The organism is Rhodococcus sp. T7 (assembly GCF_009872365.1).
Classification (GTDB): Bacteria; Actinomycetota; Actinomycetes; order Mycobacteriales; family Mycobacteriaceae; genus Rhodococcus_F.
Map to the genome: position 1 here is coordinate 50,983 of NZ_WXYH01000355.1, position 13,471 is coordinate 64,453.

Below are 13,471 nucleotides of genomic sequence, written 5' to 3' on the forward strand. Positions count from 1 at the left end.
CGGCTGTGGTCGGCGCGCGTTGCGAAAGCGGACGGTACAGGCTGATGCCCGAGAGGAAGCACAAACCGACACCCGAAGCCGGTGCACTGGGCACGGGCGCGCGGGTGCTGGTGCGCCGGCCGTCCGAAGAGGCACAGACGGGTCGGATCATCGAGCTGGAAGACGCAAAGCGTCAGGGATCGATGATCTCCCGCGCTACCGACGCGGTAGTTAAGATTGGGCAGTGGACGATGTCTGGCCGCTTATTGGCAGAGATGAGGAACTGCGGCGCATCTGGGCGGCTATCGAAGGCTCAGGTGATGACTCTGGGGTTCTTGTGGCAGGCGGTGTCGGTGTTGGCAAGAGCCGGTTGGCGAGTGCCGCTGTCGCCGTACTTGCCAAACGGCACGCCGTCCGGTGGATCACCGCTACGGCCTCGGCCCGAACTCTTCCGTTGGGAGCGTTTGCTCAATGGGCACCGACCTCGCAGGCCGACGACCCGATGCTGGTCATCCATACCGTCATCAAAGCGCTCACTGCCGGCGACAAGCCCGTAGTCGTGGCCGTCGACGACGTTCACCTGCTCGACGACCTGTCCGTCGTCGTCATCCAACAACTCGTGCAGCGCGGCCTTGCCAGGGTCGTGCTCACCATGCGCAGCACAGAACCGGCCCCCGACACCATCACCACCCTCTGGAAAGACGGGTTCCTCAACCGGCTCGATTTAGATCCCTTGCGCGAGAATGACACTGAACGCTTGCTTTCGCAAGCGCTCGCTGGGCCCGTCGCCCCCGCAACGGCGGCCGAACTGTGGAACCTGACCCGCGGCAACGTGCTGTTCCTGCGGCATCTCGTTCGCCAGGAACGGGACGCCGGACGGCTCGTGAGCGACGTCGGCACCTGGCGGTTGATTGGTGAACCCGTCGTCTCACCCACCCTCGCCAAACTGATTACCGGCCAGCTTGGTTCGCTGACCGATGACACGGCGGAAGTCCTCGACTACCTCGCGATTGGCGAACCCATTGACGGCACGGTGTTGGAAATCCTCACCAGCCCGCATGCGGTCAAGGAAGTGCATTCCCGCGGTCTCATCGACATGACCAGCGACAACGGCGATATCGCCGTCCGCCTCAGCCACCCCCTCTACGGTGAAGTCCGTCGCAGCACTGGCAACCTCCTACAACTGCGCCGCCTGCGCGGTCGTCTCGCAACCGCTCTTTCTACCCGCGCTGATCCGACACCCGCAGCTTTGTTGCGACGGGCATTGCTGACGCTCGAATCCGACCTGCCGCCCGACCTTGGGCTTTACCTCGCCGCCACCGCCACCGCGCTACGGCTCCACGATGCTCCCCTCGCCCTTCGTTTCGCGGATGCCGGACATATATCTGACAGCGGCTTTCACGGCGCGATGCTGCACTACTGGGTTCTCAATCACGTCGGTCGGGCACAGGATGCATTCACCCTGCTCGAGGCGCTCGATCAGAACGCCCTAACGATCGAGGAGCAACGGCGACTGTCCGTTATGCGAGTCGGCACCCTCTGCTGGAGCCTCGGCGATCCCGAACGGGCGAGGCAAGAACTCTCAGTCGCCATGGTAGCGCCCTATAACCACAAATCATCCGAGCTAGCCGCGTTCGAAGCACTCCTCGAGTCGGTGCAAGGCCGACCTGACCGCGCGATCGCCGCAGGAAACGTGGTCTTTCAGGCTGCGCCGAGCGATATGGCATTCGTGCTCACCTCATGCGCCCTGGTCATTGCCCACGGTTACTCGGGAAATGCCGTCAAGGTTTCTCGGTTGACCAAGCGGGCCTCCGCTTTGGTCGCAACATCGAGTGATGCTTCCGCGCTGGAGTACGGGATCGTCTACTTCCACATCGAAGCAATGTTCATCGCGGGGTACCTTCAGGCCGCGCAACAAGTCATGACCCAGTTTGTCGAGTATGCCGCGAGCACTCCCGGAACCATAGGATTGTTTGTCTCATTGCTCCACAGCTACGTTGACCTGTCCCAAGGTCGTCTGAGCGCTGCGCTCGAGGTTCTGAACAGGGCGGATCGCGAATTCCGTACCACCACGTACGACAGGTCAGCTGTCGTCAGCTGCCGGGTTTACCTGATTCTCGCGTTATCGCATCGCGGGGACGGGAAACGCGCAGCGGAGCTGGTGCGCGATCTCGACACGCTTAATCCTTACGGCTTCCTCCGATCAGCGTGCACCCTCGCCAAAGCATGGGCTGCGGCCGCCCAGGAGATGATCGCCGATGCAATCCGCCTCGCCCGGACGGCGGCCGCGATCGCGGCCGAACGCGGCCACTTCGGCCAAGAACTCCTGTGTCTGCAAGCCGCATCGCAGTTCGGCGATCGCACCGCAGCGCACCGGGTGAACGAGCTCGTCGCGCTCGTCGACGGGCCACGCGTCCACGCCGTTGCACTGCATGCCAACGGCCTGACCAGCGTCAACGGCGAAAAACTCACCGAAGCCTCACGGCGGTACGAAGAAATCGGTGACATCGTCGCAGCGACCGATGCCTCCGCCCAAGCCGGAACTGTCTTTCGCGAACAGCAGCATCACGGTTCCGCACTGACAGCCATCGAACGTGCCAGGACGCTGGCAGGCACCCACCGCCGACTCAACACCCCCGCACTGCGCCAAGCTGGCGAAACCACCCCACTCACGAGGCGGCAGCGCGAAATCGTCGCCCTCGTCTCCCAGGGCTTCACCAACAAAGAGATCGCCGAACGCCTCGGAGTCTCCATCCGCACAGTCGAAGGCCACCGCTACCACGCCAGACTGCGCTGATCATGCGTCGTCGCAGTAACCGGAAAATCGCGTAGTCGACTACGCGGTTCAGATCCGCGACTGAGCGTGACGATCATTGCTGTCCCATGCAACTCGAGAAGCGCTTCGAGGCGATAAGCCAGCCCAGCGCCCGGATGGTGTGTCCGGACTGCAGTTCGAGGCGTCCTCATGGAGGAGTAACCCATGAACAACGACAAGCACCTCAAGCACCTCGGCGAACTGGCGGTAGCAGTGGGCATAGGGCTTGCGGTCGCGCCGGCCGGCATCGCGGTGGCAGCACCGTCCGTCGGCGACTCGTCCGCGTCGTCGAGTTCCGACTCGTCCGACCAGACATCGTCCGACCGGGGTTCCACGGACCGATCCACCGATGGGACTTCATCGGATAGGACATCATCCGGCGCATCGGGTACCGATTCGGACTCGTCGAGCGGCAGATCCGGATCGTCGACGACCGGCGACTCGACCACGGACTCGCAATCCACATCCGGCACGGATTCGGAATCGACCTCCACCTCCGGCACCGATACCCGATCCACCGCGGGCACCGAATCCACGTCCACCACGAGCGACGACATGAACGGGTCCGACGCGACGACCCCCGACACCGCCACGGCGCCCGACCCTACGACACCCGACGGCTCGTCGACGGCGAACGGCGGTGGTATGCCGGATTCGGCCGCGACTGCAGACGGGTCCGCACAGGTCGGATCGAGTTCTGCCGCCATGGCACCAGCCACGATCGACGAGTCCGGTGTCGCGAGCGCGCCGCCTGACCGGCCTCCGGAAGGAGCAGTCAGCGAGCGATCGGATTCGGCCGCGTCCTCGACCTCCTCACAGGATGACGACCGCGCAACTGCCGGCGACGACAATGTGTCGAACCTGTCGACCACCCCGGTGATGGACGGATCCGGCACGGCTCTCGACCTCGCCGCCGCGGCGGAGACCCCGGCAGTGCGCGGACTCGTCCCGGACGCGCCGGCAGCAGTACCGGCGACGGCTCCCGCAATCACTGCGATCGACGCGACGACAGCGCTGACGCGTGGGGTATTCGACACCCCTGCCGATGCACCGCAGGTCGGGACGCTGGCATTGGGACCGTCTCTCCCCGCCCCGGCGGTGGACATCGCATCCAGCGTCGTGTCGAAGGTGCTCGGAGCCCTCGGGCTACGTCCGTTCCTGTCGAACGACCCACAGGTACCGATCGAGTCGCCGACGTTCTGGGCGCTGGCCGCGGCATGGTGCCGTCGACAGGAGAATGTAGTCACCACCGACGCGAGCCGATCGCTGGCTGGCGCCCCGGTCACGACCAGCGAGCCGATCGAATCGTTCGCCGTCGCGAGCACCGCCTCCACCGTCACGAACTCTGCATCCACTGCCGGGCCGATCGTCGGTGTGCCCGAGCGCAGCACCGGTGTGGTGCGCGGCTCGATCAATGCGTCCGGAAACCAACTTCGTTACGAGGTCACCCAGCCGAGCGGCGGAACGGTCACCGTCGACGCCACCGGCAACTTCATCTACACCCCCACCCAGGTAGCGCGCCAGGCGGCCTCCGCGGCCGCGCTGAACCCGGCCGCGCTGGACCCGAGCGCCAATTACGACTCGTTCACCGTCACCGTCACCGACGTCCAGTCCGGCAACCGGGTGGACGTGCCGGTGCAGGTGCCGGTGTCTGCGGCACAGATGAAGGTCGTGCAGTCCACCACCGTCGGGTCCAACCCGTCCGGTGCGGTGTTCGCCGGCACCAAAACCTATGTGGCGAACCAGGGTTCGAAGAGCGTCTCCGTGCTCGACGCAAACAACGCCGTCGTCGGCTCGGTGACCGTCGGCACCTCGCCGACCGGCGTCGCGGCCAACCCGGCCGGCACCCGGGTGTACGTCACCAACAGCAGCAGCGGCAACGTGTCGGTGATCGACACCGCCACCAACAAGGTCGTCGCCACCGTCACGACCGGCACCACACCCAACGCCGTCGCCGTCAACCCCACCGGCACCCGTGCGTACGTCACCAACAGCAGCAGCGGCAACGTGTCGGTGATCGACACCGCCACCAACAAGGTCGTCGCCACCGTCAGGGTCGGCACCACACCCAACGCCGTCGCCGTCAACCCCACCGGCACCCGTGCGTACGTCACCAACAGCAGCAGCAACACCGTCTCGGTCATCGACGCCGCCACCAACAAGGTCGTCGCCACCGTCGGGGTCGGCACCACACCCAACGCCGTCGCCGTCAACCCCACCGGCACCCGTGCGTACGTGACCAACAGCAGCAGCAACACCGTCTCGGTCATCGACACCGCCACCAACAAGGTCGTCGGCACCGTCGCCGTCGGGTCGCGGCCGACCGCCGTGCGTGTCAGCTACGACGGCAGCGCTGCGTACGTCGTGACCGACTCGGATCGGTTGTGGGTGATCGACACCGCGACCGCCAAGGTGGTGTCGAATGTCGGTATCGACGACTTGTCCCCCGAGGCCGGCGCGCACAGCATCGCCATGAGCGCCGACGGCACTCGGTGGCTGGTCACCGACGCCGTCGACGGGCGGGTGCGGGCCGTGTCTCTCACTCAGGTCAACTCCGCGCCATCCGCGGCATCGACGGTCGGCGCTCCCAGCACGTCCGACGGCGCGGTTGCGATCACGCTCCCGCCCGACCCCGACGGCGACCCCGTGACCTTCACCTACACCGCACCACCGTCCGGTTCCGTCGTCGCCACCGGGGACGGGGCGTTCGTCTTCACCCCGACCGCCGCAGCCCGAGACCTCGCCCGACAGTCGGAGGGACCGGACGCCGCCAGTTTCACCATCACCGTCAGAGACGCCCAGTACGTGACCAACGTCAACGTCACCGTCCCGATCACGCCGGCGCCTGCCGCGGGCGTGTTCGACGTCGACTCGACATCGATCCCGGCGGGAGGCAGCCCGACCGGCGCGGTTCTCGTCGGCGACCGGCTGTACGTCGTGAGCGAGGACGGCTTCGTGCAGGTCGTCGACCGCGACACCAACACGCTCGTCGGGGCGCCGATTGCGGTCGACTGGGCGTCGTCGAACATCGCGGCCGCCCCGACGATCGACCGGGTGTACGTCAACAGCCCATGGGCCGGCACCATCTCGGTGATCGACACGACCACCGACACCGTCGTCGACACGATCTGGCTGCCCACCTCTCCCGACTACCAGGGCTATTCCCTGGCGCAGGAGTTGATCGTCAGCCCCGACGGGACCCGCCTCTACGCCAGCGGTGAGGACGGCACCCTGTCGGTCATCGACCCCGCAACGAACGACGTGATCACCTCCCAGCCCCTCGGATACTTCACCGATCTGGCCATCAGCGAGGACGGCCGTCGCCTGTACGGCACGAGCGGCGCGTCCGTCACCGTGATCGACACCGAATCCATGACAGCGGTCAGCACCCTGGGAGTCGGACCCGTGTGGGACCTCACCCGCTCGAGCAGCGAGTTCACCGATGTCACCAGCAGTGTCGCTGTCAACGCGGACGGCACCCGAGCCTATGCCACCTACCACGTCACCACGGTGGAGCTCGCCAGCGGCGGCTACTCCTACGGACAGTTCATCACCGACAGCAGCGGACGACTCTGGCGCGTGACAGGCGGATACGAGGTCGTCTCGGTGATCGACGTCGACCCGTCCACTACCACCTACGGGACCCAGCTCGCGACGGTCCGGCTGCCCGAGGGAGCACAAGACGTGGCGATCAGCGCGGATGGCGATCTGCTCTACGTCTCCGGCGCGGACGGCCGGACCGTCTCGGTGGTCGACGCCTCGACATACGCCGTCCTGGGGACCTTCGTGACCGACCCGGACGGCTCGTCCTCCGGGCAGTACGGCCCCTACCGATTCCTGCTCGTCGATCCGGACACCGGCGGAACGCTGTACGTCACCGACTACGCCGACGGCGCCGTGTATGCAGTCACCGGCGCACCGGGCGCCGCGTCAGTAGCGATGTCATCCTGACCGCCGCGGCCGCCGCAATCGTTGACCCGGTTGCACTACAGACCAATTCGTGAAACACGAAGTCACGAAACCATCCCGACCCGAAAGTGGGTGATCGGCATGACGGTGCTCAGCATCGCCGCAGCCGTGCTGGCCGCGGTCGTGATTCTCGGCCTCATCGGTGACGGCTCGATGGACTTCTACGCGGTGGCGGAACGAGAGGCCGCCAACCAACGCGACAAGGCCGCACGGCCCCGCTCTCACGACCGAATGCGGGACCGTTCGGCTGTGGGGTGGAGCGCCCGCCGGTCACCTGCAATGTGAGCACGAACGTGGGAGGACCGGGAACCGTTACGTTCGATGTCACCGTGGCTTGTTTCGTTGTGGCTACGCGGCGGCGAGGGGGATGGTGGGCAGGTCGGGGGCGTGGCGGATGTCGTTGCGGGTCAGGGTCGCCGGATGGTCGGACAGACAGCGGGAGGAGCGAACCGGCTCGCCGATCGGGTCGGCGCGGTGGGAGGGCTTTGGCCTGCACTAGGTCACATAGCGGACGCAGCAGTCGGGTAGCCATGCAGCCACCGGCGCAGACCAGCGACTGACACCGCCGTGACGTCTGCGGACGCCGCACACTTTCCGCTCGAATGTCACACACCCGCGCGCTAACGTCGGAACCATGTTCAGTACCGAGATCGAGGTTCGCACCGGCGCTGAGCCGGTGGTGCACGACCTGACCCGTGAGATCGAGAAGTTCCTCGCCTCAGCCGGCGCCGGCGATGGCCTGCTGCATGTCTGGGTGCCGCACGCCACGGCAGGACTCGTCGTCATCGAGACCGGAGCCGGGAGCGACGACGACCTGCTGCGTGCGATCGATGAACTGCTTCCCCGCGACGACCGGTGGCGGCACCGCCACGGCAGCCACGGACACGGCCGCGACCACGTGCTGCCGGCATTCCTTCCGCCCTACGCGTCCGTGCCCGTCTTCGACGGTGCCCTCGCGACGGGCACCTGGCAGTCCGTGTGCCTCGTCGACACCAATGTCGACAACCCGGTGCGGCACGTCCGATTCAGCTTCCTCGCGGGTTGAGGCGGGTTGTGTCAGCGCCGGCGGGACACGTCCGATCACGCGCGCGCGAGTCCCCTTGCCGAGGAATAGATCTCGGGGAGGCTCGCTGTCTCGTCGGTGGAGGATCGATCCACCCACGTCTCCAACGCCGCACGGAGGACGGCGACCGACACATCGACTGCCAGTCGAATCTGCAGGTCAGAGCAGTCGAATCTCGTCGACACTACGTCGACCAGGACCGAGGTCCGTCGCACACTCTCGCGCGCCAGCACAGCACGCAGAGCCGGTTCCTTCTTGATGAGCCTGTTCACCCGCAGCAATCGCCGGCAGGGCGTCGACGAACTGTCCGCGTACGTCACCAATGCGTCCGCGAAGGACGTCTCCAATGCGAGCCTCGGGGAGAGGGCCGAGTCGAGTTGGTCGAGCCGTGATGCCACGACCGCCTCGAAGGCCCAGTGGTCCCGGAGCGCGGCCTCTTCCTTGGTGGCGAAGTATCGGAAAAACGTGCGCTGAGACACGCCCGCTGCTTGCGCGATCTCCCCGACGGTTGTGGCCTCGACACCCTTGCGCTCAAACAGTGTGAGGGCGGTCTCACTGATCTCCACGTTCGTCTGTTCACGTCGCCGCTCCCGTAGCCCCAACGGGCCAACGGGCAGGTCAGACGGCACGGGGAACACTTCGAGTCTGGTCATCAACGGCCTTTGTTATCGGTAGGAGAACCCCACGGGTCGATCGTTCACACCCAGGCATCCGTTGTCAACATGGCAGCGTGTGTCATAATGTACGCGAAGGGTAGGTAATCAATGAATCTCAATATCGGTGATATTTTCCTGTACCCGCACCATGGGTCCGTGACGGTCACAAAGCTCACGACCCGGATGTTCAAGGATCTACCCACTGATTACGTGCAATTCGAAGTCGCTCAGAACGGGCTGTCCATCGAGATCCCGGTCGCGAAAGCCGAGGCCATCGGCGTTCGGAACGCGATCAACAACGATGAAGTCGGTCGAGTCTTCGACATCTTGCGCGGGCCGACTGTCGACGACCCGTCCAACTGGTCGCGTCGGTTCAAGGCCAATCAGGAAAAGCTGACCGTGGGCGGAATCTTCACGGTGAGCGAAGTCATCCGCGATCTGATGACTCGTTCACAGGAAAAGCCCCTGTCGGCCGGCGAGAAGCGGCAGCTCGAGCATGCGATGCAGCTCGTCATTTCCGAACTCGTCCTCGCAATGAAGTCCGACCCGGACGAGACTCGGCGCCGCATCGAAGCTATCTACGAATCCGCCGACTCCACCGCGGCGGTCGCTGCAGTCTGACGACACGAGAATCGGCGGCAGCCGGGACGAGAGTTCCGGGCTGCCGCCGATGTCGTTGAGTCAGCTGCGATCTACCACGTCTCCAATACAGGAGTCGAGATCAGCTGCTGCCGAACAGGTTCCCGAGTGACCCGGTTCCTGAATCCTGCCCGTAGGTGATGATCACAGTGGGTGCCGCGTCTGCCGCAGCGGCGGCGAAGGTCCCGCCGGGTGCGTACGACGATCCGCCGCCGCCACCGCCGCCACCGTAGTTAACGGCGCCGCCTCCGCCACCGAACCAGCCGCCGCCACCGCCACCGCTCGCACCTGCAGCGGCGCCACCGACGCCCGCTTCACCCGGCGAACCATGGGGGTCGCTGCCCCCGTTGCCTCCGACACCACCAGTGGCGCCGGTCGCACCGCCGCCGCCCCCTCCGCCGCCGCCCGCTTGGCCGTCGGGGCCGGTCGGGGTCAGGTTCCCTACGCCACCGATGTAGGTGTCGCCCGCACCGCCGCCGCCTGCCGCGACGATCTGGCGATCCGCTAGCTCGCCCGAACCGGTGCGAACGTCGGAGGCCCCGCCTCCACCACCGGCACCGGCGCCACCGGCTCCGCCGCCGTTGTATCCGGCCAGCCCGGTGTCGTCACCGCCGTTCCCGCCGACCTGGATGTACAGCGCGTCACCTGCGGCGACGGTCAACCGCCCGGTTGCAACTGCCGCGGCGCCGCCGAGGATCTGACCACCGTTTCCACCACGTCCGCCCGTTGCCGTCACCGCCAAGCTGGTAATGCCTTCGGGAACGGTGAACGACTGCGCACTGCCGGTCGAGGTGAATGTGCAGGTCACCTCGGTGCCGGCACCCTGCACGCAGCCGGCAGGCAGGGCGGCCGGCGCGGCAACCGCCACGCTGGGCGCGATCATCCCCGAGGCGCCGACTACGGCGAGTCCACACATTCCGGTCGTGTACCACCGGCGGCGTGATCGAACGAGGTTTGTGGTCAAAGCAGTCTCCTGTCGCAACGCGAGCATGTGAAAGCTGGTCCGAGTGGAGCATCCCACAGCGTCCCGCTTCCAGCGGGTCTTCCGACCTCCGAGCCGACAACTTCGCCGAAAACCCCAGTTCACAGCCTGTGCCGTACCGCTAATCGGGACCCGCGGTATCGCAATCCGCGTCGAAAGGTCAGTATGAAGGTAAGTAGAACTAATTTGTTCACCTAGGCAACGAGGTATGCACATGAGCGACGCTGCGCCCATCGGTGATGGGATCTTCCAGATTCCGGTCCCGATCACCGACAATCCCCTTGGTCACACGCTCGTGTACGCGATGGAATCCCCCGGCGGGCTGATCCTCGTCGACGCCGGCTGGGACGACGACAACGCCTGGGCCGGCCTCACCTCTGGGCTCGAGGCCATCGGGCACTCAGTCAAAGATGTGGAGGGCGTCGTCCTCACCCACTTCCACCCGGACCACACGGGTCTGTGCGGGCGTGTGCGGGAGGCGTCCGGCGCGTGGATCGCGATGCACGAATCCGACCACGAAATGTTCGAGCACATGTCGACCGGGCACGGCCCGGAGTGGCTGGAGTACCAGAAGGCCAATATGACGCGGGCCGGCGCCGCCCCGGCGGACCTCGAGGCGTTCGAGAAGTCCGCAGCAGGGAAACCGCCGACCGGTCCCGATTCGGCCCCCGACCGTGTCCTCGTCGACGACGAACTCATCGCGCTCGCCGGTCGCGGCCTGCGCGCCGTCTACACCCCGGGTCACACCCCCGGCCACATCTGCTTCTACCTGGAAGACGCCGACGTGATGTTCACCGGCGACCACGTACTGCAGAAGACGACACCGCACGTCGGCAACTTCGTCTATCCGCTCGAGGAACGCGACGCCCTCGCAGAGTTCATGGACTCGCTGCGCCGCGTCCAGACCATGAACATCACCCGGGGTCTCGGCGCGCACGGCATCCCCATCGACGACGTCGCGGGCCGTGCCGGTGAACTGATCCAACACCACGAAGAGCGACTCGACCACCTGTACAAGGCTTTCGGTGACGACCGCATCACCGTGTGGCAGGTCGCCGAGCGAATGAAGTGGTACAAGCCGTGGGCCGACATCTCCCCCATGGGCAAGGGCATGGCACTGTCCGAGGCCGCGGCTCACCTTCGGCACCTCGTCGCCCGCGACCTCGTCGCCCAAGTACCCGACAGCGAACCCGCCGTCTTCGCCCGCCGCTGACACGTGAGCGGCAAAGCGTCCTCGGGCACGCTTTGCCGCTCACGTGGGTGGGGACTGTCTACACCTGACGCGCGAACTCTAAATGCGCCTGTGCCACAAGGACCGCGGTCCCATCGACCTTCAGTGTCGCGCCTGTGAACTGAGTTGCACGCTGGTTGAGCTTGGCCGCACCAAACAACAGTCCGAACGCGGCGAAAAAGGTGAGAGACAGCACTGCTTCGTTCCTCTCGGCCGATTGGGCAGCGATCAAGAGGAAGACGACCGCAACGACAAACACCATGAGGGTCGCCAGTGCCGCCTTGCTCCATCGCCTCTGGCGATCGATGCAGTGCGCACACATGGGCCACTCCACGGAGAGTGTGTAGCGTCCCGCCGACCCGACATCCCAGTCTGCCAGCGGCTGCGACCTCTTGCTGGACAACAGCGTCGTCTCCCTACGATCCACCTCCGGCTCACCATGTCGGGCACACACCTGCGGAACGGGTCGCTCCAACTCAAGCAGGTGGTCAGCCCACTTCGCGGTCAACGGGCCCGCCCCGTCCATGTCGGCGTCGACTGGCCTCACCCCTAGCAGCACGTCAACCCTCCCCGATTTGTTCATGCGCGAATTATGGCAGCCGGCCGATTCCCCCGACCGGCTGGAGTGAACGGATCGTATGTTGTAATTCTGGCGCACATCGACGAATCGTTCGGGGGGAACAATGTCTAAGGAGTTATGGGTCGATCCGGCCGATCTGGACGGACTCGCGCGCAGTCTGAGAGAACTGTCGGTGCAAACTGCACCGGCACGGACCTACCTAGATAGGTGGTTGAGCCTTTCGACCGCGAGTGGTCGAGCATTCTTCGAGGTCACGAAGTCAATTGCGGAGGTTCGTAATCGACTCGACGAGAACTATGCGACGCTGGGGAGCCTCTCCGATCGCTCCGCGACTGAGCTGGAAACGACCGCGAACATGTACCGGACAACCGACCACGATTACGCGGCAAAGCTCGATCGCACCTATGTCGGTGAGAAGTGATGAGTAGCAATCCCGTCGATGCACTGACCGAACCTGACGGCTCCGACCCTGTACCCGACATGCTCGAGAACGCTGTGGGGCTGTCGTTCCTGAGTCCGTCGTTCTACATCCAGCAGTTCTGCACCTCGGTGATCAAGTCCAATCCCTGGGACTGGGCGGCAGAACAGCTCTCCGGCGACTGGGACGGTGTGAAGCGCGCGGGAAACAGCGTTCAGAATCTGGCCAACTATAACGCCAGCTTCTCGGCGGCCGTCCACGAGAGTCTCCGCGGCATCGACCTGTGGCGAGGTACCGCAGCCGATAACGCACGCACGTACTTTCAGAAGTTCGGTGACGCTGTCGGTAGCCAGGCCTCGCCGCTTCGCTCCATTGCAGAACAAATCGACCAAATCTCCCTGGCCATGTACGAGCTGTCGAAGGCTGTAGGGGACGCTCTGTCTGCCATAACCGACATGGCAATCATCGCTCTTATCGAGATTGCCGCCGCGGAGGCGCTGGCACTCACCGGTGTAGGCGTCATCGGTTCGGGCGCAGCGATGGGCGCGGCCACACTGCAGGTTCTGATGATCCTCGAAAAATGGGGTGACGTCCTCCAGTACTGGACCACAACGTGGTCCGTTGTCCAGGCCCTGATGAGTGGCATCACTGGATCGCTCGCCAGTAGCGAGTTCATTGATCTGCCCACACTTCCCGAATCTTCCTACGACCATCCGGGGGCGTGATGGATCAGCCAGAACGCACATTCGACGTGGCACGGGGCGACCTTGGGGTGTCGCGCCACCTCAGTCAGTCGTTGACCGTCCTCGCAGCGAAGTCCCCCGATCCGGAGTTCCGCCGCCTCGCGGCCGAAGTCCTGTCCGGAGCGTTGAGTGTGCGCGAATTCGCAGGATCCGAGGCGTTTAATTCCACGCTCGACAGGGTGATCCCGTCGGCGCTGGCCGACCTCGATTCGCTGTCGGACGAGGAGCGCGAACATCTTGCCGCAGACGCACGCGAGAGAATGAACGCTCTTGTCGATCCCACTCGGTCTCCGAACACAGGAGTGGCGTCGGCGGGCAATGCGGACGATCCTCCCGACGAGGACTGGAATCAGCAAGGCGGGATTCTGCGTTCCGAGTGGTGACCTCATCGGTGAG

General features: G+C 65.2%; 12 protein-coding genes. 9 read left to right on the forward strand and 3 right to left on the reverse strand.

The window, feature by feature from the left end:
• The first annotated feature begins 223 nt into the window (after positions 1–223).
• The 4 genes from MLGJGCBP_RS35700 (at position 224) to MLGJGCBP_RS35715 (ending at position 7,808) form a co-directional block, all read left to right on the forward strand.
• The gene (locus tag MLGJGCBP_RS35700; RefSeq protein ID WP_236581554.1) at positions 224–2,776 is read left to right on the forward strand and encodes a LuxR C-terminal-related transcriptional regulator; all 2,553 of its coding nucleotides are present in this window, start codon (positions 224–226) and stop codon (positions 2,774–2,776) included.
• 183 nt (positions 2,777–2,959) lie between these two features.
• Positions 2,960–6,745: an Ig-like domain-containing protein gene (locus tag MLGJGCBP_RS35705; protein WP_160101726.1), complete on the forward strand. Its 3,786-nt coding sequence runs from the start codon at positions 2,960–2,962 to the stop codon at positions 6,743–6,745.
• A 99-nt stretch (positions 6,746–6,844) separates the two neighbouring features.
• Complete coding sequence (locus MLGJGCBP_RS35710; protein ID WP_160101728.1) at positions 6,845–7,048, forward strand: hypothetical protein; 204 nt, start codon at positions 6,845–6,847, stop codon at positions 7,046–7,048.
• Positions 7,049–7,397: 349 nt separating this feature from the next.
• Complete coding sequence (locus MLGJGCBP_RS35715; protein ID WP_160101730.1) at positions 7,398–7,808, forward strand: secondary thiamine-phosphate synthase enzyme YjbQ; 411 nt, start codon at positions 7,398–7,400, stop codon at positions 7,806–7,808.
• Positions 7,809–7,843: 35 nt separating this feature from the next.
• Here the strand turns inward: MLGJGCBP_RS35715 and MLGJGCBP_RS35720 are convergent, their stop codons facing one another.
• Positions 7,844–8,479 carry a TetR family transcriptional regulator gene (locus MLGJGCBP_RS35720; RefSeq protein WP_160101732.1) on the reverse strand — a complete coding sequence of 212 codons (636 nt, stop codon included), beginning with the start codon at positions 8,477–8,479 and terminating at the stop codon, positions 7,844–7,846.
• Between the two features lie 159 nt (positions 8,480–8,638).
• Here MLGJGCBP_RS35720 and MLGJGCBP_RS35725 point away from each other — a divergent pair, with 159 nt between their 5' ends.
• Complete coding sequence (locus tag MLGJGCBP_RS35725) at positions 8,639–9,103, forward strand: CarD family transcriptional regulator (protein WP_236581555.1); 465 nt, start codon at positions 8,639–8,641, stop codon at positions 9,101–9,103.
• A 100-nt stretch (positions 9,104–9,203) separates the two neighbouring features.
• Here MLGJGCBP_RS35725 and MLGJGCBP_RS35730 read toward each other — a convergent pair whose 3' ends face one another.
• Positions 9,204–10,085 carry a glycine-rich protein gene (locus MLGJGCBP_RS35730; protein WP_236581556.1) on the reverse strand — a complete coding sequence of 294 codons (882 nt, stop codon included), beginning with the start codon at positions 10,083–10,085 and terminating at the stop codon, positions 9,204–9,206.
• 232 nt (positions 10,086–10,317) lie between these two features.
• Here MLGJGCBP_RS35730 and MLGJGCBP_RS35735 point away from each other — a divergent pair, with 232 nt between their 5' ends.
• Entirely contained in the window at positions 10,318–11,316 is a 999-nt protein-coding gene (locus MLGJGCBP_RS35735) for an MBL fold metallo-hydrolase (RefSeq protein WP_160101736.1), read from the forward strand.
• Positions 11,317–11,374: 58 nt separating this feature from the next.
• Here the strand turns inward: MLGJGCBP_RS35735 and MLGJGCBP_RS52285 are convergent, their stop codons facing one another.
• Positions 11,375–11,917 carry a hypothetical protein gene (locus tag MLGJGCBP_RS52285; RefSeq protein WP_236581557.1) on the reverse strand — a complete coding sequence of 181 codons (543 nt, stop codon included), beginning with the start codon at positions 11,915–11,917 and terminating at the stop codon, positions 11,375–11,377.
• Between the two features lie 100 nt (positions 11,918–12,017).
• Between MLGJGCBP_RS52285 and MLGJGCBP_RS35745 the strand changes: the two genes are divergently transcribed.
• From MLGJGCBP_RS35745 to MLGJGCBP_RS35755, 3 genes are read left to right on the forward strand one after another with little or no spacing between them, the layout of a single operon-like run.
• Positions 12,018–12,335, forward strand: coding sequence for a type VII secretion target (locus MLGJGCBP_RS35745; RefSeq protein ID WP_160101738.1), 318 nt, complete (start codon positions 12,018–12,020; stop codon positions 12,333–12,335).
• Positions 12,335–13,057: a hypothetical protein gene (locus MLGJGCBP_RS35750; RefSeq protein ID WP_160101740.1), complete on the forward strand. Its 723-nt coding sequence runs from the start codon at positions 12,335–12,337 to the stop codon at positions 13,055–13,057. Before MLGJGCBP_RS35745 ends, MLGJGCBP_RS35750 begins: the two co-directional genes overlap by 1 nt.
• Positions 13,057–13,458 (forward strand): hypothetical protein, encoded by a 402-nt coding sequence (locus MLGJGCBP_RS35755; RefSeq protein WP_236581559.1) that lies wholly within the window; start codon positions 13,057–13,059, stop codon positions 13,456–13,458. Before MLGJGCBP_RS35750 ends, MLGJGCBP_RS35755 begins: the two co-directional genes overlap by 1 nt.
• Positions 13,459–13,471 lie beyond the last annotated feature (13 nt).